At 61.4% G+C, this 21,921-nt stretch carries 23 protein-coding genes; 13 read left to right on the forward strand and 10 right to left on the reverse strand.

Going from position 1 to position 21,921, the window contains the following annotated elements; all coding sequences use genetic code 11:
• The first annotated feature begins 113 nt into the window (after positions 1 to 113).
• The 5 genes from ffh to trmD all read left to right on the forward strand — a co-directional run bounded on the left by ffh (position 114) and on the right by trmD (position 3,826).
• Positions 114 to 1,691, forward strand: coding sequence for a signal recognition particle protein (gene ffh, locus G6K99_RS16325; RefSeq protein ID WP_174197164.1), 1,578 nt, complete (start codon positions 114 to 116; stop codon positions 1,689 to 1,691).
• A gap of 12 nt (positions 1,692 to 1,703) precedes the next feature.
• Positions 1,704 to 2,018, forward strand: a complete 315-nt coding sequence (locus tag G6K99_RS16330; RefSeq protein ID WP_062462309.1) for a chorismate mutase — start codon at positions 1,704 to 1,706, stop codon at positions 2,016 to 2,018.
• Positions 2,019 to 2,076: 58 nt separating this feature from the next.
• Entirely contained in the window at positions 2,077 to 2,442 is a 366-nt protein-coding gene (gene rpsP / locus G6K99_RS16335; protein ID WP_062462306.1) for a 30S ribosomal protein S16, read from the forward strand.
• A gap of 131 nt (positions 2,443 to 2,573) precedes the next feature.
• Positions 2,574 to 3,140 carry a ribosome maturation factor RimM gene (gene rimM, locus G6K99_RS16340; protein ID WP_174197165.1) on the forward strand — a complete coding sequence of 189 codons (567 nt, stop codon included), beginning with the start codon at positions 2,574 to 2,576 and terminating at the stop codon, positions 3,138 to 3,140.
• Positions 3,141 to 3,145: 5 nt separating this feature from the next.
• Entirely contained in the window at positions 3,146 to 3,826 is a 681-nt protein-coding gene (gene trmD, locus G6K99_RS16345; protein WP_174197166.1) for a tRNA (guanosine(37)-N1)-methyltransferase TrmD, read from the forward strand.
• Here trmD and G6K99_RS16350 read toward each other — a convergent pair.
• Positions 3,823 to 4,569, reverse strand: a complete 747-nt coding sequence (locus G6K99_RS16350; RefSeq protein WP_174197167.1) for a sulfite exporter TauE/SafE family protein — start codon at positions 4,567 to 4,569, stop codon at positions 3,823 to 3,825. The genes trmD and G6K99_RS16350 overlap by 4 nt on opposite strands.
• A gap of 270 nt (positions 4,570 to 4,839) precedes the next feature.
• Here G6K99_RS16350 and rplS point away from each other — a divergent pair, with 270 nt between their 5' ends.
• From rplS to G6K99_RS16365, 3 genes are all read left to right on the forward strand, one after another.
• A complete protein-coding gene (rplS, locus tag G6K99_RS16355; protein WP_062462300.1) occupies positions 4,840 to 5,376 on the forward strand; it encodes a 50S ribosomal protein L19 in 537 nt (178 codons plus the stop codon).
• Between the two features lie 204 nt (positions 5,377 to 5,580).
• The gene (locus G6K99_RS16360) at positions 5,581 to 6,378 is read left to right on the forward strand and encodes a transporter substrate-binding domain-containing protein (RefSeq protein ID WP_174197168.1); all 798 of its coding nucleotides are present in this window, start codon (positions 5,581 to 5,583) and stop codon (positions 6,376 to 6,378) included.
• 40 nt (positions 6,379 to 6,418) lie between these two features.
• Complete coding sequence (locus tag G6K99_RS16365; protein WP_113111702.1) at positions 6,419 to 7,255, forward strand: amino acid ABC transporter permease; 837 nt, start codon at positions 6,419 to 6,421, stop codon at positions 7,253 to 7,255.
• A 25-nt stretch (positions 7,256 to 7,280) separates the two neighbouring features.
• Here the strand turns inward: G6K99_RS16365 and G6K99_RS16370 are convergent, their stop codons facing one another.
• The gene (locus G6K99_RS16370) at positions 7,281 to 8,309 is read right to left on the reverse strand and encodes a sensor domain-containing diguanylate cyclase (protein ID WP_174197169.1); all 1,029 of its coding nucleotides are present in this window, start codon (positions 8,307 to 8,309) and stop codon (positions 7,281 to 7,283) included.
• 329 nt (positions 8,310 to 8,638) lie between these two features.
• On the opposite strand from G6K99_RS16370, the gene leuC reads away from it, so the two are divergent.
• Both leuC and G6K99_RS16380 read left to right on the forward strand, forming a co-directional pair.
• Positions 8,639 to 10,048 carry a 3-isopropylmalate dehydratase large subunit gene (gene leuC / locus G6K99_RS16375; RefSeq protein ID WP_174197170.1) on the forward strand — a complete coding sequence of 470 codons (1,410 nt, stop codon included), beginning with the start codon at positions 8,639 to 8,641 and terminating at the stop codon, positions 10,046 to 10,048.
• A 212-nt stretch (positions 10,049 to 10,260) separates the two neighbouring features.
• Positions 10,261 to 11,091, forward strand: a complete 831-nt coding sequence (locus G6K99_RS16380; RefSeq protein ID WP_092659253.1) for an EamA family transporter — start codon at positions 10,261 to 10,263, stop codon at positions 11,089 to 11,091.
• 15 nt (positions 11,092 to 11,106) lie between these two features.
• Here the strand turns inward: G6K99_RS16380 and G6K99_RS16385 are convergent, their stop codons facing one another.
• Complete coding sequence (locus G6K99_RS16385; RefSeq protein ID WP_174197171.1) at positions 11,107 to 11,658, reverse strand: L,D-transpeptidase; 552 nt, start codon at positions 11,656 to 11,658, stop codon at positions 11,107 to 11,109.
• 123 nt (positions 11,659 to 11,781) lie between these two features.
• Here G6K99_RS16385 and G6K99_RS16390 point away from each other — a divergent pair, with 123 nt between their 5' ends.
• Positions 11,782 to 12,462 (forward strand): response regulator transcription factor, encoded by a 681-nt coding sequence (locus tag G6K99_RS16390; protein ID WP_062462280.1) that lies wholly within the window; start codon positions 11,782 to 11,784, stop codon positions 12,460 to 12,462.
• Between the two features lie 24 nt (positions 12,463 to 12,486).
• On the forward strand, positions 12,487 to 12,942 hold the full coding sequence (locus G6K99_RS16395; protein WP_174197172.1) for a cyclic nucleotide-binding domain-containing protein: 456 nt from the start codon (positions 12,487 to 12,489) through the stop codon (positions 12,940 to 12,942).
• A gap of 12 nt (positions 12,943 to 12,954) precedes the next feature.
• On the opposite strand, the gene G6K99_RS16400 is transcribed toward G6K99_RS16395, so the two are convergent.
• From G6K99_RS16400 to tesB, 6 genes are all read right to left on the reverse strand, one after another.
• Entirely contained in the window at positions 12,955 to 13,758 is an 804-nt protein-coding gene (locus tag G6K99_RS16400) for an exodeoxyribonuclease III (RefSeq protein WP_062581595.1), read from the reverse strand.
• A 111-nt stretch (positions 13,759 to 13,869) separates the two neighbouring features.
• The gene (locus tag G6K99_RS16405) at positions 13,870 to 14,529 is read right to left on the reverse strand and encodes an outer membrane lipoprotein carrier protein LolA (RefSeq protein WP_062581593.1); all 660 of its coding nucleotides are present in this window, start codon (positions 14,527 to 14,529) and stop codon (positions 13,870 to 13,872) included.
• Positions 14,530 to 14,622: 93 nt separating this feature from the next.
• A complete protein-coding gene (locus G6K99_RS16410) occupies positions 14,623 to 17,304 on the reverse strand; it encodes a DNA translocase FtsK (RefSeq protein WP_174197173.1) in 2,682 nt (893 codons plus the stop codon).
• 224 nt (positions 17,305 to 17,528) lie between these two features.
• Complete coding sequence (locus G6K99_RS16415; RefSeq protein WP_062462266.1) at positions 17,529 to 18,890, reverse strand: ammonium transporter; 1,362 nt, start codon at positions 18,888 to 18,890, stop codon at positions 17,529 to 17,531.
• A 28-nt stretch (positions 18,891 to 18,918) separates the two neighbouring features.
• A complete protein-coding gene (locus G6K99_RS16420; protein WP_062462263.1) occupies positions 18,919 to 19,269 on the reverse strand; it encodes a P-II family nitrogen regulator in 351 nt (116 codons plus the stop codon).
• Between the two features lie 210 nt (positions 19,270 to 19,479).
• Positions 19,480 to 20,367, reverse strand: coding sequence for an acyl-CoA thioesterase II (gene tesB / locus G6K99_RS16425; RefSeq protein ID WP_174197174.1), 888 nt, complete (start codon positions 20,365 to 20,367; stop codon positions 19,480 to 19,482).
• 114 nt (positions 20,368 to 20,481) lie between these two features.
• On the opposite strand from tesB, the gene G6K99_RS16430 reads away from it, so the two are divergent.
• Complete coding sequence (locus G6K99_RS16430; protein WP_062581587.1) at positions 20,482 to 21,696, forward strand: ubiquinone biosynthesis hydroxylase; 1,215 nt, start codon at positions 20,482 to 20,484, stop codon at positions 21,694 to 21,696.
• A gap of 26 nt (positions 21,697 to 21,722) precedes the next feature.
• On the opposite strand, the gene G6K99_RS16435 is transcribed toward G6K99_RS16430, so the two are convergent.
• Complete coding sequence (locus G6K99_RS16435) at positions 21,723 to 21,911, reverse strand: Trm112 family protein (protein WP_062462256.1); 189 nt, start codon at positions 21,909 to 21,911, stop codon at positions 21,723 to 21,725.
• Between the last annotated feature and the right edge of the window lie 10 nt (positions 21,912 to 21,921).

Raw genomic sequence — 21,921 nt, forward strand, 5'->3', positions numbered from 1 at the left:
CAGCGCGTGGCGCCCTCGGGTGCTCTTTGGCTTTGCGTACTCCTTGGTGCCTTGTATTTGCCGGCGAAAGAACCGACGTTTTTGGGCACCCGGAAACGAAGAAGGAATACACGATGTTCGAAAACCTCCAGGACCGTCTTGGCTCCATTCTGAATGGACTGACCGGCCGTGGCGCATTGAGCGAAGCGGATGTATCCGCCGCCCTGCGCGAGGTTCGCCGTGCGCTTCTGGAAGCCGACGTGGCGCTGGAAGTGGTGCGCGCCTTTACCGACAAGGTTCGCGAAAAGGCCGTCGGCGCCGAGGTTCTGAAATCGATCAAGCCCGGCCAGATGGTCGTCAAGATCGTCCATGACGAACTGGTCGAAATGCTCGGGACCGAAGGCGTCGGCATCAGCCTGCATGCCGCGGCCCCTGTTGTCATCATGATGGTCGGTCTGCAGGGTTCGGGTAAAACCACGACATCAGGCAAGATCGCCAAGCGGTTGACCGACCGCGAAAAGAAAAAGGTGCTGATGGCGTCGCTCGATACGCGACGTCCGGCAGCCCAGGAACAGTTGCGCCAGCTCGGCGTCCAGACCGGCGTCGATACGCTGCCGATCATTGCCGGCCAGTCGCCGACCGATATCGCCGCGCGCGCCGTCCAGGCGGCCAAGCTCGGTGGCCACGACGTCGTCATCCTCGACACCGCCGGCCGCACGCATATCGACGAACCGCTGATGGCCGAAATGGCGGAAATCAAGCGGAAGTCCAACCCGCATGAAATCCTGCTGGTCGCCGACTCACTGACCGGCCAGGACGCCGTCAATCTGGCCCGCAATTTCGACGAACGCGTCGGCATTACCGGCCTCGTTCTGACCCGCATGGATGGCGATGGCCGCGGCGGTGCAGCACTTTCGATGCGTGCCGTCACCGGCAAGCCGATCAAGCTGATCGGTGTCGGCGAACGGATGAACGAACTCGAAGAGTTCCATCCCCGCCGCATCGCCGACCGTATTCTCGGCATGGGCGACATCGTCAGCCTGGTCGAAAAGGCAGCCGAAAACATCGACGCTGAAAAAGCAGCGGCGATGGCCAAGAAGATGCAGTCGGGCAAGTTCGACCTGAACGATCTCGCCGACCAGCTGCGCCAGATGAAGTCGCTCGGCGGCATGGGCGGCATCATGGGAATGATGCCCGGCATGGCCGGCATGAAGGACAAGCTTGCCGCATCCGGCATGAGCGACAAGATGTTCGACCGCCAGATCGCCATCATCGGCTCGATGACGAAGGCCGAACGCTCGAACCCGGATATGCTGAAGCACTCCCGCAAGAAGCGCATCGCAGCCGGCTCCGGCACGGACGCGTCCGAAATCAACAAGCTGCTGAAAATGCACCGCCAGATGGCCGACATGATGAAAATGATGGGCGGCAAGGGCAAGGGCGGCATGATGAAGCAGATGATGGGCGGCCTTGCCGGCAAGATGGGTCTTGGTGGTATGGGCGGCGGAATGGGTGGAATGGGCGGCATGCCCGATCTTCCCAAGCTCGATCCCAAGCAGCTGGAAGCCCTGCAGAAGCAGGCCGAAGCTGCCGGCATGAAGCCTGGCTCCATGCCGGGTCTCGGTGGCGGAATGCCGGGTCTCGGTGGAGGAAAGCTCCCCGGCCTTGGCGGCTTCCCGGGTCTTCCCGGCCTGCCTGGCAAGAAGAAGTGAGGGGAGGACGCGATGGTTGACCCTGAGATCAAGGCAAAGCTTTCAAGCTACCGCCAGTCGATCGACAATATCGATGCGGCACTGGTGCATATGCTGGCGGAACGCTTTCGCTGCACCAAGGAAGTGGGCGTCCTCAAAGCCCAATACGATTTGCCGCCGGCAGACCCGGCGCGCGAGGAATACCAGATCGAACGCCTTCGCCGTCTGGCGGACGACGCTCATCTGGACCCGGATTTCGCCGAGAAGTTCCTGAACTTCGTCATCAAGGAAGTCATCCGGCATCATGAAGCCATCGCCGCCGAACACGGCGGTAAGGAAACAGCTTAAACCAATAACGACACGGCCCGCCGGGACGGCGGCCCAGACAAACCTAGGAGTGAATACAATGCCCTTGAAGATCCGTCTTGCCCGTGGTGGCTCGAAGAAGCGTCCTTACTACACGATCGTCGTCGCTGACGCCCGTTCGCCGCGTGACGGCCGCTTCCTGGAAAAGGTCGGTTCGTGGAACCCGATGCTTGCCAAGGACGACGCAAAGCGCGTTGAAGTCAACGTAGAGCGCGTTCAGCATTGGCTCGACAACGGCGCACAGCCGACCGACCGCGTTCTGCGCTTCCTGGCAGAAGCCGGCGTTGGCCAGCGCGATGCCAAGAGCAACCCGGAAAAGGCGAAGCCGGGCAAGAAGGCTCAGGAACGCACTGCCGAGCGCGCAAAGAAGATCGAAGACGCCAAGGCAGCTGCTGCCGCGGAATAAGATCTGCTTCTTTTGCTTCGACGGGTGGTGCGGCAACGCACCGCCCGTTTTGCTGTTTTCATTCCGCCGAGACTGTTTTCATTTCACTGTGTTGCGCTTAAATGGGCGCGAAGAAACCGGAGCCTTCCCGCATGACCAAGCTCGAAAACCCAGTTCTGATGGCAACGATCGGCGCTGCCCAGGGCCTGCGGGGCGAGGTGCGGGTGAAATCCTTTACCGAGGACCCGACGGCGCTCGGCGACTACGGCAATCTCTACACCGCGGACGGCCGGGTGTTCGAGATCCTCGATATCCGCGAGGCGAAAACCGTCGTCATCGTGCGCTTCCGCGGCATCAACAGCCGCGAGGATGCAGAAGCGCTGAACGGCATCGAGCTGTTCGTCGACCGTGACAACCTGCCGGACGAGGAACTGGACGACGACGAATTCTATTACGCCGACCTCGAGGGCCTGGAAGCGGTCGACAAGGACGGCAAGAGCTTTGGCACGGTCAGCGCCGTGTTCGATTTCGGCGCCGGCGACCTTCTGGAGCTGAAAGGCCCCGGCCGCCGTCCGTCGCTTATTCCGTTTACCGAGGCAGCCGTTCTGGAGATCGATCTCGAAGGCGGCAAGATCCTGATCGATCCGGACGCAGCAGGTCTCATCGAAAACCCCGACGAAGACGGCGCGAACTCGAATTTCCCTCGCAAGGACAAGTGACCGCGATGCCGTTTCGCGCCACGGTGCTGACCCTCTATCCGGAAATGTTTCCCGGCCATCTCGGCTTCTCGCTTTCCGGCAAGGCGATGGAACGCGGGCAGTGGTCGCTGGAAGCGATGCAGATCCGCGATTTCGCCGAGGACAAGCACCGTACCGTGGACGACACGCCGGCCGGCGGCGGCGCCGGCATGGTGCTGCGGGCGGATATTCTCTCAAAGGCGATCGATTCCCTCGCAGACGACAGCCGTCCCCGCCTGCTGATGAGCCCGCGCGGAAAGCCGCTCACCCAGAAGCGGGTCCGCGAGCTTGGCGATGGCGAGGGCGTGGTCATTGTCTGCGGTCGTTTCGAAGGCGTCGACCAGAGGGTGATCGATGCACGCCAGCTCGAGGAAGTGTCGATCGGCGACTATATCCTTTCGGGCGGCGAGCCGGCAGCCCTGACGCTGCTCGACAGCGTTGTGCGCATTCTGCCGGGCGTGATGGGCAATGCCCTTTCCGGCACCCACGAAAGCTTCGAGCACGGCCTGCTCGAACACCCGCACTATACCCGCCCGCAGGTTTTCGAAGACCGGGAAATACCCGCTATCCTGACCTCCGGCAACCATGCCGCGATCGAGAAATGGCGGCTGGAACAGTCGCTGCGGCTCACCCGCGAACGCCGCCCGGACCTGCTGAACGAGAACTAGCCAGTCACGAAACAGTAGACAGTCAGGCCGGCACCGACCGCCACCACGCACCAGCGCAGCACCGCCTGCGGGACCCGCCGCGCAAGCCACACGCCGCAATAGCCGCCGAGCGCGCCCGCCGGCATCATGATGATCGTTTCCGGCCAGGCGATCACACCGCCGCCGACGAACACGACGATCGCGACGCCGGCAATCAGCGCCGCCAGCATGTTCTTCAGCGCGTTGAGATGGTGATAGCTGCCGCCGGTCGTCATACCCAGCACCGCCAGCATCATGATCCCCATTCCGGCCCCGAAGAACCCACCATAGATCGATGTCAGGAACTGACCGATGACCGAAAGCGGCGAGTTGGCAGGGCGCTCGGACGAGGCTTTCGGCTTAAGCCATGGGCCTGCCGCAAACACGGCGGTCGCGGCGCCCAGGAGCCACGGCACGACCTGGCGAAACGCGTCATTGTCGAGCGCCAGCAGGATCAGCGCTCCCAAAATCGAGCCGATGACGGAGACGATTGCGAGCGCCAAAGCACTTCGCCAGTGGCTGGCAATCTCGCGGCGATAGGCAAGCGTCGAGGTGACATAGCCCGGAAACTGCACGATCGACGATGTTGCATTGGCCAAGATCGGCGGCACGCCGGCAAGCGTCAAGGCGCCGAAGACGAGAAACGTCCCGCCGCCGGCAATCGCGTTGGCGGCGCCCGAGAAAAAGCCGGCAGCGGCCAACAGCACCACCATGGTGATCGACATGAATCCTCCCGAATTCTTTTCGGTCAGCCTTTAGACCTGCTATAGAGAGGCAGCAAGCGGCGAAAACGCCACCGATCGCCACAAAATTGCGGCATGCCCGATGACAAGCGCATGCCTTTCGTGTAATGGCGCGAACGGAAATGGGAAAACTGTCCCGTCTGCCAGCAACAAAGAATGGCGAAACGCTCTGCCGCAAGGCAGATCCAGAGGCTTTGACCAACGGATCCTAAGAGCGCTCTGGCTGTTTCAGAAAAACCTGAGGTTTGACACATGAACATCATCCAGCAGCTTGAGGCCGAACAGGTCGCCAAGATCGAAGCCAAGCGCTCGCTTCCAGAATTTTCCCCGGGCGACACCGTCCGCGTCAACGTCCGCGTGACGGAAGGCACCCGTACCCGCGTACAGGCCTATGAAGGCGTTTGCATCGCCCGTTCCGGCGGTGGCATCAACGAAAGCTTCACCGTTCGCAAGATCTCCTACGGCGAAGGCGTCGAGCGCGTATTCCCGGTCTACTCGCCGCTCGTCGAAGGCGTCGAAATCGTTCGCCGCGGTCGCGTCCGTCGCGCCAAGCTGTACTACCTGCGCGATCGTCGCGGCAAGTCGGCTCGTATCGTCGAGAACACCGGCACGCGTGCACGCAAGCTGAACGAAGCCGAGCGCGCTGCAGTTGTCGAAGAAAAGGCACGCATCGAAGCTGAAAAGATCGCAGCAGCACAGGCTCTCGCCGCCGACAAGGCAGCAGCAGAAGCCGCTGAAGCGAAGGCTGCGGAAGAAGCAAAGGCTGCAGAAGCAGCATCTGCTGAATAAGATTTCCCTTCATGGGATGAGAAAAGGCGGCCGGTTGGCCGCCTTTTTTATTGCCTGCGATTGCCCTCGGGCATTGATATCGATCCCATGCAGTTGCGTCTGCAAAGCCAAACCCAGCGATCTTCGTCTGAAGGAATGGTTGTGCTTGTCTTCCCGCAGAAATTGGTGAGATTTGGCTGAGATATTTCTCTTGAGGATCGCCCCATGCTGAAAAGACGTTTTGTCATTGCCGCCCTCGCAGTTGCAAGCCTGGCCCCGGTCTGCGCCTTCGCGCAAAACCTGCCGGACCTGAAGGGCCGGTCTGTTGTCGTGGTTACCGAAAACGCCTACCCACCCCTGCAGTTCGTCGATCCGAAGACGGGCAAGGCGATCGGCTGGGAGTATGATGCGATGAACGAGATCGCCAAGCGGCTAAACTTCAAGGTCGAGTACCAGAATGTCAGCTGGGACGCGATGATCCAGGCCGTGTCCGATGGCCAGTACGACATCGGCATGACCGGGATCACCATCAAGGATGAACGCAAGGCGCAGGTCGATTTCTCCGATCCCTACCTGCGCTCCGAACAGTTCATGCTGGTGCGCGGCGACGAGACCCGCTTTGCGGACGAAAAGGCCTTTGCGGCCGTGGACGGCGCGCTGATCGGCGCCCAGCCGGGCACATCGCCGTTCTACACGTCGGTCTACAGCATCCTCGACGGCAACGAGCAGAACCCGCGCATCAAGCTGTTCGAGACCTTTGGCGCAACCGTGCAGGCGTTGAAAGGCGGCGACGTCGATCTCGTGCTGACCGACAGCGTCGCGGCCAAAGGCTATGTCGACGCGTCGAACGGCGGGTTGAAGGTGATCGGCGGCCCGCTCGGAGCCGAAGATTTCGGCTTCATCTTCAAGAAGGGATCGGATCTCGCAGCGCCCGTCAACGCCGCGATCGCCGCGCTGAAAGCCGACGGCACGCTGGATGCCCTGAACAAAAAGTGGTTCCTCGACTACAAGATGGGCCAGTGACCATCAGGATGGCAGGCTTCGCGGACAGGGTCGAAACCTGATGACCTTTCAGACCCTGCCGACATCGGGCGGCGATGGTGATCGTCCGTGGTGGCTCGCAGCCGTCGTCGTCATAGGCCTCGCGCTCGCAGCCGTGATCGTCGTCAACGATCTCTATGCCCAGGTTTTCGCCACCGTCTCGCGCGGCATCTGGGTGACGGTGTTCGTGACGGTCACGGCCTTCGTGCTTGCCACCGCTCTGGGGCTGGCCATCGCCCTTGCGGGCCTTTCCGATCGCCTGGCCCTCCGGCAAGCGGCGCGCTTCTATGTGGAAGTCGTGCGCGGCATCCCGATCCTGGTGCTTTTATTCTACATTGCCTTTGCTGGCGCACCGGCGATCGTCGGTTTTTACAATGTCCTGATCACGCCATTGGTCGACGGCGGCTGGCTGGAGCCGATGCAGGTCCGCGATCTGTCGCTGATGTGGCGAGCGATCATTGCGCTGACGATCGGCTATTCGGCCTTTATCGCCGAGATCTTTCGCGCCGGTTTCCAGTCCATCGATCGCGGCCAGGTCGAAGCGGCCATGGCGCTCGGGCTGACGCGGGGTCAGCGCTTTCGCCTTGTCGTATTCCCGCAGGCGATACGGGTGATCTTCCCACCCCTCTCGAACGACTTCGTTGCCATGGTGAAGGACAGTTCTCTCGTTTCGGTTCTCGGCGTGGCCGATATCAGCCAGGCCGGCAAGATCTATGCGTCCGGCTCGTTCCGGTTTTTCGAAACCTATTCGATCGTCGCCTATATCTACCTGATCCTGACGATCGGCTTGTCGATTGCCTTGCGGCAAGTCGAAAAGAGGATGCGGGAACAGGGGATCAGAAAGGCAAGCCGTCGATAGAAGGCATCGCCCGCATTCGCCGCCGTCAGGAGGACCTGAGGACGAACCTGTCGCGGCCGGAGGCCTTCGCCTCGTACAGCGCTTCGTCCACGGCCTGCAAAAGGCTGAGGCGATCCGACCCTGCATGCGGTGCGAGGGCAGCACCCACGCTCAGACGTGCATTGACGATATGCCTGCCCACGGCAAACGGGCTGCGGAACCGTTTCACGAGGCGTTCCGAAAGACCGGCCAGCGCATCGGCATTGGCAAGGTTCGGAACAAAGACGGCGAACTCGTCGCCACCCATCCGGACGGCAATTTCCTGGACACCGAGGCATTCGGTAATGCGTTGCGCCGCCTGCTTCAGCACTTCATCGCCCGCGGGATGGCCGAGCGTGTCGTTGATCGTCTTGAACCCGTCCATATCCATGTAGAGAATGCCGACCGTCTGCTGCGCCGAAAATGCATCGGCCAGCATGCCGTCGACGATCGAGACCAGCGCCGCGCGATTGTAGAACCCGGTCATCGGATCGGTGATTGCGGCCAGCCGCAGCTTTTCCTCGGCAAAACCCATCACATGATTTGCCTTCTGCAGCCGCAAAAGACCGCTCGCCACCTCGGCGAAATGCATGAGATTGGCAATCTCCCGGTCGCTGAATTCGCGCGGCTCCGTATCGAGAAGGCAGAAGGCACCAACAGGAAGACCCGGCTCCAGCGCGACCGGCGCACCGGCATAGGACCTGAAACCCGGCTCGCCCAGCACATAAGGAAGATCGCGCAGTTCCGGATGCCGGGCAAGATCGGGAACCACCACGACCTCGTTGTCGAACACGACACGGGAGCAGATCGAAATGTCGCGCGGGCATTCGCTCGTTCGAATGCCAACTTGGCAGGCCACCCGATGCCAATCGGCGTCGACGATGTTGACGGCCGCATAAGGCGTCGTGAACACATCCTTGGCAAGCTTCACCAGCGCCTCGAGCTCCGGCGTGGAGGGTCCGTCGGCGGAAATCAGGGCCCGCACAGAGAGCAGGCGTTCAGCCTCGTTGTCGGGAAGCTGGGCTGGCAAAGCCATTCTCGTCTCCTCTTTCAGGCCCGGGAGGCGCTGCAGACCGACCCCCGATAAGGGGGATCCTTTAGTAGCGTTCTCGCATGTACGTTTTCTGGAGGCAATTGCCGAGAATTCAAAAAACTGCTACACCCTTTGCCATGGGATCGAAATTCGGATGTCTCGCGAACCGCATGATCGTGCTGCAGGACCACAAGCGTCTGCCGTCACGCTTTTTTGCGCGCGTATCCGGCGCTCTATGCAGCCGACTTAGCTGACCGGGCAGACATGTCCGGCGCGGCCTAAGATGCCGCCTCTATTTCCCCACCCATTCTCAATCTTATTGGACCGCAGCCATGAGCGCACCTCGTACTTTGTATGACAAGATCTGGGACGACCACGTCGTCTCCCGCGATGAAAACGATACCTGTCTTCTCTATATCGACCGTCACCTGGTGCATGAGGTGACGAGCCCGCAGGCCTTCGAGGGCCTGCGCCTTGCCGGACGCAAGGTGCGCTCGCCACAGCGCACGCTCGCCGTCGTCGACCACAACGTGCCGACCTCGCCTGACCGTCACCTCGGGATCAAGAACGAGGAGAGCCGCATCCAGGTCGAGGCGCTGGCGGAAAACGCCAGGGATTTCGGCGTCGAATACTTTTCCGAAAGCGATGTCCGCCAGGGTATCGTCCATATCGTCGGGCCGGAACAGGGTTTTACCCTGCCGGGCATGACGATCGTCTGCGGTGACAGCCATACCTCGACGCACGGCGCCTTCGGTTCGCTGGCGCACGGGATCGGCACATCGGAAGTGGAGCACGTTCTGGCCACCCAGACGCTGCTGCAGACAAAAGCAAAGAACATGCTGGTCCGCGTCGACGGCAAACTGCCCGCCGGCGTCACGGCAAAGGACGTCATCCTGTCGATTATCGGCGAGATCGGCACGGCCGGCGGCACCGGACACGTCATCGAGTTCGCCGGCGAGGCGATCCGGTCGCTCTCCATGGAAGGCCGCATGACCGTCTGCAACATGACGATCGAAGGTGGCGCTCGTGCCGGCCTGATCGCTCCTGACGAGACGACGTTCGAGTATATCAAGGGCAAGCCGCGCGCGCCGAAGGGCACCGCCTGGGATATGGCCGTCGACTACTGGAAGACGCTGCACACGGACGAAGGCGCCCATTACGACAAGGTCGTGGTGCTGGACGCAGCCGCCCTGCCCCCGATCGTTTCCTGGGGCTCCTCGCCCGAGGACGTGACCACGATCGAAGGCACGGTGCCGGATCCGGACCAGATCAAGGACGAGAACAAGCGCACCTCCAAATGGCGCGCACTCGAGTATATGGGCCTGACGCCGGGCACGAAGATGACCGACATCACCATCGATCGCGTCTTCATCGGCTCCTGCACCAACGGACGCATCGAGGATCTGCGCGCTGCGGCAAAGATGGTCGAAGGCAAGACCGTGGCGCCCACTGTCTCGGCCATGGTCGTTCCGGGCTCCGGCCTCGTCAAGGAACAGGCGGAAGCCGAAGGTCTCGACCGGATCTTCAAGAATGCCGGTTTCGATTGGCGCGAGCCGGGCTGCTCCATGTGCCTTGCCATGAACGACGATCGCCTCAACCCCTATGAACGCTGCGCTTCGACCTCGAACCGCAATTTCGAGGGCCGTCAGGGCTCCAAGGGCCGCACCCACCTGGTCTCACCGGCCATGGCAGCAGCTGCCGCCGTCGCCGGTCGCTTCGTGGATATCCGCGACTGGAAATAGGCTGAAGGCTCTTCATGCCAGACAAGCGAAGCCGCTGGATGTGAAAGCATCCGGCGGCTTTTTGCTGCGATGAGCAGCGCTCACAGCCGGTTCAGGAAAACACGTTTGACCTTTCGGGACGCGCCAATACGGTAGATTTTTAAGGAGATCGGTACGGCAATGCCTGTCTGCCCGCTCCGTCTTTTGCCGCGGGCCGGAAGGATCGCCAAGCAATGAGCCCGACCGTCATCGCGCTGGCGCTTACAGCCGCCGTCATGCATGCCAGCTGGAATGCATTCCTGCGCTCGGGCGCCGACAGGCTATGGTCGATCACCGTGATGGGCATCACGGGCATTCTCGCCGCTCTCCCGGTCATGCTGTGGTTTCCATGGCCGACGGCCGCAGGCCTCGGGTTTATCCTCGCCTCATCGATGCTGCAGGTGGCCTACAGCATCTTCCTCGTCTTCGCCTACCGGCTGGGCGACCTCGGACAGGTCTACCCGATCGTGCGCGGCTCCGTGCCGCTTCTGGTGTCACTCGGCGGCTTCCTGATGATGGGACAAACGCTCACCTCTTCCCAGATTCTCGGCGTCATCCTGGTAGCGGCTGGCATCATGAGCCTCTCGACCGGCAGCCAGCGCGCGCCGACCACGTCCATTTTGTGGGCGCTGCTGACCGGCCTAATCATCGCCACCTACGCGACGGTTGATTCCATCGGCGTACGCTATCTGGCCGATCCGGGTGCCTATGCCGCCTGGGTGCTGTTCACCTATGGCGTGCTTCTGATTGTCGCGTATACGCTGATGCGGGGCCGCTTGCGCCTGGACATCCGCGAGCGGGAAACCCGCAAGGCCCTGCTGGCCGGCATCTTCGTGCTGATCGCCTATGGCGTCGTCATCATCGCCTACTCCATGGGACCTGCCGGTCCCATCACCGCAATCCGCGAAACGAGCGTGGTCTTCGCGATGATCATCGGCAGGCTGTTCCTCGGCGAGACACTCACACCGAAGCGCATCGTGGCCGGGCTCATCGTGGCGGCCGGTGCGATTGCCATCGGCCGGTAGCCTATCCCAGCACCCTCACCCCAGCACCCGCACAAGCGTCCCCTTGCGCAGAAACGGCAGCAGCCGCTTCATGTCGCGCGGGTGAACCGCGACGCAGCCGGCGGTGGGCTTGTAACCCGGGCGGATCAGGTGGAAGAAGATGGCCGAGCCGCCGTGGCGCTTGCGCGAGGTGATGTTCCAGTCGAGCACGAGGCAGATATCGTAGAGTTCGTCTGCCCGTTGCATCTCCTCGTGAGAGGGTTTGAACGGGGCCTTCACCAGGCGGTTGTAGGCCGGGTGCTTCGGCTCGTCGCACCAGAGCATGTCGCGGCCGATGCGGCGAAGCGGAAGCCGCGTGGCCGGCACCGAAAGACGGTCGCCGCGGATGAAGCCGCTGATGATCCGCATCGCGGCAATCGGCGTTCCCCCGTCGCCTTCCCGCTTGAACGCCGTCGTCCCGGATCGCCCCAGCGCTGCCTGGACGGTGATCCCGCTGCATGTCACGATGGCACGCCGGCGGTCACGCGGCGCGGTACGAACCACGACGACGGGTCCGGTTTTGTGATCTTTCTCGAGAAAACGATGCATTTCACTCACAAGGTTTTGCTTTGAATATGATTTCGTTTGAATTCATAGCGGGTTGGGTTTTACATCGAAGATCCCTAGATACGTCTTACAAACGCAATAGGCGCTACGGAAGGCAAGAACTGCATGGCGAGAACGATACTGCTGGTCGATGACGACGATGATCTGCGCGAGACCCTTGTGGAGCAGCTCGGCTTCTACGACGAATTCTCGATCCTGCAGGAAGCCAATGCAACCAAGGCGGTCAATACCGCCAAGGCGACCCAGGTCGATCTGCTGATCATGGATGTCGGCTTGCCGGATATGGACGGCCGCGAGGCGGTCAAGGTTCTGCGCAAGAACGGCTTCAAGGCCCCGATCATCATGCTGACCGGCCACGACACCGATTCCGACACGATCCTCGGCCTCGAAGCCGGCGCCAACGATTATGTGACGAAGCCGTTCCGCTTTGCGGTTCTGCTTGCGCGTATCCGCGCCCAGCTTCGCCAGTACGAACAGAGCGAGGACGCCACGTTCACCGTCGGCCCCTACCTGTTCAAGCCGAGCCAGAAGCTTCTGACCACGGACGATGGCAAGAAGATCCGTCTGACCGAAAAGGAAGCGGCGATCATCCGCTATCTCTATCGCGCAGGGCTGAAGGTCGTCACACGCGATATTCTTCTGGAAGAAGTATGGGGCTATAATTCCGGCGTTACAACGCATACACTGGAAACCCATGTCTATCGTCTGAGACAGAAGATCGAGCGCGACCCCTCGAATGCTGAGATTCTGGTGACGGAAAACGGTGGATACAAGATCGTTCCTTAACCCCGAAGACCGCAAACCCGTAAAATGGCACTGTCCGACGATATCCGGCTTCTGTCGCAGGTGCCGCTTTTCAGGGAACTGGATAGCGACCAGCTGCGGCTGATCGCGTTCGGTGCCGAACGGCGTTCGACATCGACAGGCCAGGAGCTTTTCCGCGAACGCTCGCCCGCCGAATCCGCCTTCATCATCTGCAGAGGTAGTTTCGACCTCTACTCGACCACCCGCGACGGCACCGTTCGTCTCGACAAGACGGTCGGGGCCGGCACGCTTCTATCCGAGCTCGCGCTGGTGACCATGGTCGAGCGCAAGTTCACGGCAATCGCCGCCGAGGATTCCGAAACGCTCAGGATCGGCCGCTCGCTGTTCGAACGCCTGCTGGAAGAATACCCTCAGGTCGGGCGGTTGATCGAAAACCGGATCCGCGACAACATCGTCAACCTCGCCAAGGCAGCACTCGCCATGCAGCACCGGTTCCGCTGAGACGACTGCTCCTTAGAACTTGAACACTGCCGTCACCGGAACGTGGTCCGATGGCTGGGTCCAGCCTCGGGCTTCCTTCAGCACCTCGATCCGGTCGAGAAACGGGCCAAGGTCCGGCGATGACCAGATATGATCGAGACGGCGGCCCTTGTTGGCGGCTTCCCAGTCCTTGGCGCGGTAGCTCCACCAGGTATAGATCTTTTCCGGCTCCGGCGTGTACTGGCGCATCAGATCGAGCCAGCCGCCCTTGGAGATGATCTCCTTCATGCCCTCAGTCTCGACCGGCGTGTGACTGACGATCTTTAAAAGCTGCTTGTGCGACCAGACATCGTGCTCCAGCGGTGCGATATTCAGATCGCCGACGAGAATCGACGAAATGCCGGGCGTCGCATCGGCCTGCAAAACCTTCATCTCTTCGACAAAATCCAGCTTGTGACCGAATTTCGGATTGATCGTCCGGTCCGGCTCGTCGCCTCCTGCAGGCACGTAGAAATTATGCACCCGGATACGCCGGGAACCCGTCCCGAAAAGCGCCGAGATGTGCCGGGCATCGCCGACATTGCAGTAGTTCTGGCGGTGATCTTCCGACAGCGGGATCCTCGAGGCGATGGCGACGCCGTGATAGCCCTTCTGGCCATGCACGATGATATGCTCGTAGCCGAGGTCTCTCAGCGGCTGGTAGGGAAACTCAGGCTCCTGGCACTTGATCTCCTGCAGGCAGAGAATGTCCGGCTGGTTGCGGGTAATGAACTGCTGCACGATCGGCATGCGAAGCCGGACCGAGTTGATGTTCCAGGTGGTGATGGAGAATGTCATGCCTGCCCTCGCTGATGGGCATCACCTCTAGGCAATTTCGGATAGCAGTAAAAGCAAAAAGGGCCGCGTTTCCGCAGCCCTCCAAAAGCGATCCGTCCTAGTCGATATGTCTTACTTCACCTGATCGTAGGGGATGGTGAACACTCTCTCGTCCATCGCCACGCCGTTGCGGACGTTATAGACCATCACGGACGTATCCTTGTTCTGGGCGTCGGTGATCGTCCACTGGCGAAGGTCGAATGTCTTGGTGTCGAACATCATGGTGATGGTCGAATCGCCGAAGATCGACTTGTTGCCGAGCACGATCGTCGTGAGGTCGGTTTCTTCCCGCACGCTGCGCACGGTCGCGGATGTCAAATCGATGCGCTCGGACAAGAGCAGGCTGAGCGGCGTCTTCGACAGCGGGTAGATATCCCAGGTCTTGAGCTTGACGTTGCCCACGACCACGTTGCGGCCATCGGCAATCACGCGCAGCGGCGACGGATCCTCGAAGTTGAAGCGCAGCTTGCCGGGGCGCTCGATAAAGAACTTGCCGCCGGTCTGTTCGCCGCGTGGCCCGAACTGAACGAACTCGCCCATCATCGTCTTCACCGACGAGAAATGGTCGGCGATCCGCTGAGCCGAGGCACCGGCTGCGGCCTGCGCCAGAACGGGCTTGGCCGCTCCCGCAACCAGCAGCCCGGCAACACCGCCGGCAAGGCCGAGCGAGAACTGGCGACGGCCGAGAAGTCCGGTCATGCTTTTGGAAAGAGTGGTCTTTTGTTCTGTCATTCTGGTCTCCTTCCGTGTTTCTGTTGTGGAAACACGGCGTCTTGATGGCCGCTTGCGCCGGATCACGAACCCCTGAAGACCGCTTTACCGGCCTTACCGATCCAGCACATCCGCTTCGGTCGGCACGAGGATCTCGCGCTTTCCGGCATGGTTGGCCGGGCCGATCAGGCCCTCCTGCTCCATCCGCTCGATCAGCGATGCCGCACGGTTGTAGCCGATGCCGAGACGGCGCTGGATGTAGGATGTGGAGGCCTTGCCGTCTTTGAGCACAACCGCCACCGCCTGGTCGTAAGGATCGTCCGAGTCGGAGAGGTTGGAAGTGCCGGCAGGTCCTGCGCCCTCGCCATCCTCGTCGTCATCAGCCGTGATAGCTTCGAGATATTGGGGCGACCCTTGAGTTTTCAAGTAGGCGACGATCTCTTCGACCTCGGTATCGGAGACGAAAGGCCCGTGGACACGCTGAATTCTACCGCCGCCCGCCATATAGAGCATATCGCCCTGGCCCAGCAGCTGTTCGGCACCCTGCTCGCCGAGAATGGTGCGGCTGTCGATCTTCGACGTCACCTGGAAGGAGATACGGGTCGGGAAGTTGGCCTTGATCGTGCCGGTGATGACATCGACCGAGGGGCGCTGCGTCGCCATGATCACATGGATGCCGGCCGCACGCGCCATCTGCGCCAGACGCTGGACAGCGCCTTCGATATCCTTGCCGGCCACCATCATCAGGTCGGCCATTTCGTCGATGATGACGACGATATAGGGGATCGGCTGCAGGTCGAACTCTTCCGTCTCGTAAACCGCCTCGCCGGTCTGGCGATCGAAACCGGTCTGGACGGTACGGGTCAGAACCTCGCCGCGCTCCATCGCCTGCTCGACGCGCGAGTTGAACCCGTCGATATTGCGCACGCCGATCTTCGACATTTTCTTGTAGCGCTCTTCCATCTCGCGGACGGTCCATTTGAGCGCGACAACGGCCTTCTTCGGATCGGTGACGACGGGAGACAGGAGATGTGGGATCCCGTCATAGACGGAAAGCTCAAGCATCTTGGGGTCGATCATGATCAGGCGGCACTTCTCCGGCGTGTAACGATAGAGAAGCGAGAGGATCATCGTGTTGATCGCAACCGACTTACCCGAACCGGTGGTACCGGCCACGAGAAGATGCGGCATCTTGGCAAGATCGGCGACAACAGGCTCGCCCCCGATCGTCTTGCCGAGTGCCATGGCAAGCTTTGCCTTGCTGGTTTCGAAATCCTTCGAGCCGATCATTTCGCGCAGATAGACGGTTTCGCGAATTCGGTTCGGCAGCTCGATCCCGATCGCGTTGCGGCCGGGAACGACCGCGACACGGGCAGCAATGGCGCTCATGGAGCGGGCGATATCGTCGGCAAGTCCGATCACGCGGGACGACTTGATGCCCGGCGCAGGTTCCAGTTCGTAGAGTGTCACGACAGGGCCCGGGCGGACGTGGATGATCTCGCCCTTGACGCCGAAATCCTCCAGCACGCCTTCCAGCATGCGGGCGTTCTGCTCCAGCGCGTCAGCCGACAGCGAAGCATCGCGGGCAATCGCCTTTGGTTCGGCAAGCAGGTGCACGGAGGGCAGTTGGAACCCGTCGGCAGAGATGAACGAGCCCTGCGCATCGCGACCGACGCGGGCGCTGGGCTTGGGAGGCGGTGCCGCCGGGACGACGCGCGGAGAGCCGTTGCCAGCAGATTTCGACCCGCGCGCGGCCGCGAAATCCTCATCGTGGTCGGCAAGGATCCCGGCCGGGCGACGTGGATTGTCTGCCGTATCGAGCGACGAATCATCGTCGTCATCCGCGTCATTGGAGGGCATCGGCGGCGCAGATACGATCCGGCGTGGCGACAGGACCCGCTCCGGTGCGCCATCGAGCGACGGCTCCATCCGGCTTCTGCCACCGGCAGAGGCCTGTTTGGCACGGACCGGCTCGTTCAGGGTGCCGAATTCGTCGTCGTTGAAATCATAGGGCTGGTCGAAACCGACACGGGCGCGGGGCTTTGCGCCAGTCAGCCGCCGCAGGCGCGCCTGAGCGATATACCAGTAATGGGCCAGTGCGCCGAACGCCAGGAAGCCCCCGAAGAGGCCATTGTCGTCGCCGTCATCGTCCTCATCCTGACGGTTGCGCGCGGAGACGGCAGCCACGGGCGCATCGTCGTCATCGCTTTCCGTCTCGACGGCCTCGCCGACAAAGCCTGAGGCAAACAGCATCAGCCAGATGCAGGGAATGGTAAAGATGCAGCCGAGCACGGTTGCGACCATGCCGGTCGGATAGGCGCCGACGAAGAGAGCCGGAAAGCGCAGGATCATGTCGCCAATGACGCCGCCGATGCCGTTCGGGATAGGCCAGGTCGCCGGCGCAGGAAAGCAGCCGAGCGTCGCCGAGGCGAGAAGCGTACCGCCGCCCCATGCTGCAAGCCGCGCCGGAATGCGGTCGTAACGACGCCCGGAAATCAGAGCGAGCGCCAGGGCAAGGATTGGAAGCAGCGCAAAGATGCTCGCAAGTCCGAGGAACTGCATCATCAGGTCGGCGAAGGCTGCGCCCGAAAAGCCGAGGATATTGGCAGGCGGGTTGTCGGTGGCGTAGGAGAAACTCGGATCTGCGACATTCCACGTGGCAAGGGCTGCCACCGCCAGCGCCAGCAGCGTGAAAATGCCAAAGCCTGTCAGCGCAAGCGCCTGTCGCCAGACAAAGGCTGTGAGTACCAGGCGGGTGGATCGATTTGCCATAGCCGCCGAACTGCTTCTGCCCATCTTGTCTGCCCGCCGTCCTGAAAAACCGCCTGTTTCATGAACCGGCAGGTTTCGGCCGGTCACGCAATTCCAGGCAGAATACCCCCGCGATGGTTAACGCGGCTTTAACCAAGATTGATCGGCTGGAATTCGCTTGGCAAAACGCAAAAGCCCGGACCAAAGGCCCGGGCTTGAGTGATGGCCATCAGAGATTGACGCTGCCTTCGAGAGGCAGTTGCAGCCTCCTACGAGTGGTAGGCAGCTTCCCCGTGCGAGGCGAGATCGAGACCTTCGCGTTCTGCTTCCACGGTGACGCGCAGGCCGACGACGAGATCGACGATCTTGTAGATGACCAGCGAGCCGATACCGCACCACGCGATGGTGACGAGAACGGCATAGACCTGGGTCATGAACTGACCGCCCATCGTGACGCCTTCGGCATAGCCGATACCGCCGAGCGAGGCGGATGCGAAGATGCCCGTGGCAAGAGCGCCGAACAGGCCGCCGATGCCGTGGACGCCGAACACGTCTGCCGTGTCGTCATAGCCGAACTTGTTCTTGATGACGGCAACGAAGAAGTAGCACAGAGGCGAGACGATCAGGCCCATGACGATGGCGCCCATCGGACCGGCAATGCCGGCAGCCGGCGTGATGGCGACGAGACCGGCGATCATGCCCGAGACAGCACCGAGCAGCGAAGCCTTGCCGCGGGTGAAGGTTTCGACAACGCACCACGAGAGAACGGCTGCAGCGGTTGCAACAAAGGTGTTGACCGTTGCGAGCATTGCGCCGCCCGAAGCTTCGAGGTTGGAGCCTGCGTTGAAGCCGAACCAGCCGACCCAGAGCATTGCAGCGCCGACCAGCGTCAGCGTCATCGAATGCGGGGCCATCATGTCCTTGCCGTAGCCGGTACGCTTGCCGACCATGATCGCACCGATCAGACCTGCAAGACCTGCATTGATGTGAACGACGGTGCCGCCGGCAAAGTCAAGCGCGCCCCAGCCGAAGATCAGGCCGTTTGCGTCCCAGACCATGTGGGCGATCGGGAAGTAGACGAAGGTAACCCACAGGATGCAGAACAGGATCGAAGCCGAGAACTTGATGCGCTCGGCGAAGGCGCCAATGATCAGTGCAGGCGTCAGAGCCGCAAAGGTCATCTGGAACATCACGAAGATGAATTCCGGAATGACCACGCCGTCGGAGAAGGTTGCAGCCGTCGAGTCCATGTTGACACCCGACAGGAACATTTTCGCCGTACCACCCCAGAAGGCGGAGGTGCTGCCGCCGAAGGCAAAGGAATAGCCGTAGGTCACCCAGATGATCATGATGGCGGCACCGGCAACGGTGCACTGCATCAGGACCGACAGCATGTTCTTGGTGCGGACGAGGCCGCCGTAAAACAGGGCGATGCCCGGCATCAGCATGAACAGCACGAGAAGCGTGCAGATGAACATGAACGCGGTGTCGCCCTTGTCGGCAACCGGGGCGGCAGCCGCGGCAGCGACTGCCGGTGCGGCAGCGTCCTGCGCAAAGGCGACGGCGGGCGCGGCGAAGGCCGCAGCCGCGGCACCGAGGCGCCCGAGAGTGGAAAATTTGGTAAATTGCATAGCTTGAAGACTCCCCTGTCAGCCGTTCTTACAGCGCTTCAGTATTGGTTTCGCCGGTGCGAATGCGCACGGCCTGCTCGATCGAATAGACAAAGATCTTGCCGTCGCCGATCTGGCCGGTCTTGGCGGAAGAGGCGATTGCTTCAACGGCTTTTTCGACGAGGTCGGTCGGAACCGCGATCTCGATTTTCAGCTTCGGCAGGAAGCTGACCGCATATTCCGTCCCACGGTAGATTTCCGTGTGTCCCTTCTGGCGTCCGTAGCCCTTTACTTCGGTCACGGTAAGGCCCTGGATACCGACAGCGGTGAGGGCTTCGCGCACCTCATCCAGCTTGAATGGCTTGATAATGGCCATTACAATTTTCATCTGGCTTCCCATCCTTTGTTGCTCGGCTCGGGGCCGATTCTCCTGGATCACTGCCTGATCAAGAGCAGCGACTGACATGACACATTCAAGGGTCATGCCAGTTTGAGAAGCCATATTAAGCTATTGATAAGAATGACCCTTTCAGAACGTCGCCAAATAACGGGCAACGCGTCGGCCAAATTGCGGCGAAAACTTGTGCAGTTTTCTCAAAATGCCCAAATATTATTCATTTGCTCTTTTACGAATCAAACCTTCTTGCGCGACGGATGCGACGAGCTCGCCGGATCGACTGTAGATTGCGCCGCGGGTCATGCCGCGCGCGCCGGATGCGCTGGGACTGTCCTGCGAATAGAGCAGCCAGTCGTCGAAACGGATCGGACGGTGGAACCACATCGCATGGTCGATACTCGCAGCCTGGATGGTAGGATCGAAGATCGAGGTGCCGTGCGGATAGAGAGATGCATCGAGAAGCGTCATGTCGGAGAGATAGGCAAGCAGCGCTGCCTGGATCGCCCGGTCGTCCGGCACCGGGCCGGTGGTCCTCACCCAGATATCCTGGCGCGGCTCCAGCTTCTCCTTGGACAGATAATGCGCAAGCGACGTCGGCCGCATCTCGATCGGACGCTCGCGAGACCAGTAGCGGCGCACGGCATCCGAGCCGTGCTTCAGGAACATCTGCTTGAATTCGCTTTCCGGCATCAGCTCTTCCGGCATGGCGACGGGCGGCATCGACATCTGATGGTCGTAACCGCCTTCTTCGATCTGGAACGAAGCGGACATCGAAAAGATGGCATGACCATGCTGGATGGCGACAATCCGTCGCGTGGTGAAGCTCGACCCGTCCCTGATACGCTCCACTTGGTATATGATCGGCACCAGCGGATCTCCAGGCCGCAGGAAATAGGCATGCAGCGAGTGCACGAAGCGATCGCTGGCGACCGTCCGCTGTGCCGCAACCAGCGCCTGGCCGATCACCTGTCCGCCGAACACTCTCTGCCATCCCGTGTCGGGGCCGGTCCTGCCGCGAAACAGGTTCTCCTCCAGCTTTTCGAGGTCGAGTACGGTCAGCAGTGCGCTGATGGGATCGATTGGGGTAGAAGAACTCGACATTAAGACGGACTCCGGCGGTAGGAAGCGGGCACTTGATGATCTATATCTAAGGCTAAGCGTTTCGAGCTCAAATGGAAACGCCACGAAGTGTTTGACGTGCTCGGGAGTTTTGCAATGCTGGACATGCTGGTTGTGGGTGGTGGTTATGTGGGCCTTGCGGCGGCGGTCGCGGTCAAGCAGGCGGCGCCGCATCTGGAGGTCCAGGTCGTCGAGGCCGCACCGGCCGGTGTCTGGGAAAAGGACGAGCGAGCCTCCGCGATCATCGCGGCCGCCAGCCAGATGCTCGACATCCTCGGCACCTGGGACGAAATATTGCCGCACGCCCAGCCGATCAACCGGATGATCGTCACCGACAGCCGGACATCCGATCCGGTCCGCCCGGTCTTTCTCACCTTCGACGGCACGATCCAGGCAGGCAGGCCGTTTGCCCATATGGTGCCGAACGTCGCGATGGTGCGCGCCCTGCGCGGTGCCGCCGAACGGCTCGGCGTATCGATCCGTCACAGCCTTTCCGCCACCGGCTTCGAGACGACCGCAACGCATACGACCGTGAAATTTTCCGATGGCTCGACCGAGGAAACCCGCCTTCTCGTTGCCTGCGACGGCGTGCGCTCGAAGCTGCGCGACATGGCCGGTATCCGCACTGTCAACTGGACATACGACCAGTCCGGCATCGTCGCGACGGTTGCCCATGAACGCGACCACGAAGGCGTGGCGGAAGAGCATTTCCTGCCGTCCGGCCCGTTCGCCATCCTGCCGCTCACCAACAATCGCTCGTCGCTGGTCTGGACGGAGCGCACCGATGCCGCCGAGCGCCTGATGGCATCGGACGACTTGATCTTCGAGGAAGAGCTGCAGCGGCGCTTCGGCCACAAGCTGGGCGAGATCCGGCTGGTCGGCGGTCGCAAGGCCTATCCGCTCAGCCTCACCCTGTCGCGTGCCTTTGTCGCACCGCGCTTCGCGCTTGCCGGCGATGCCGCCCACGGCATTCATCCGATCTCCGGCCAGGGTCTCAACCTCGGCTTCAAGGATGTCGCAGCGCTTGCCGAGACGATCGTCGAGGCGGATCGCCTCGGCCTCGACATCGGCTCGCTCAATGTGCTCGAGCGCTACCAGTCGTGGCGGCGTTTCGATACGTTCCGGATGGGCGTGACGACGGATGTGCTGAACCGGCTGTTTTCCAACGACGTCACGCCAATCCGTATCGCCCGCGATTTCGGCTTGGGCGTCGTGGAGCGGCTTCCGAAGATCAAGGATTTCTTCATCGGCCAGGCCGCCGGAACGACGGTCAAGGATAACCCGAAACTGCTGAGCGGCCGATCAATCTGAAGGCTGCTCACGGCTCGATCTGAAGGCTAGTCCTCGAGCTTGCGGGCTTCCGACATGAGCATGATCGGGATCCCGTCGCGGATCGGATAGGCAAGCCGCGCGCCTTGCGACACGAGCTCGTTGTTTTCGCGATCGAGCGACAGCCTGCCCTTGGTCATCGGGCAGACGAGAAGATCGAGCAGTTTCGGGTCCACCTTGCTGAGTTTTTCGTCCATGACCGGTCTT

Source organism: Neorhizobium sp. AL 9.2.2 (genome assembly GCF_013317225.1).
GTDB lineage: Bacteria > Pseudomonadota > Alphaproteobacteria > Rhizobiales > Rhizobiaceae > Neorhizobium > Neorhizobium soli.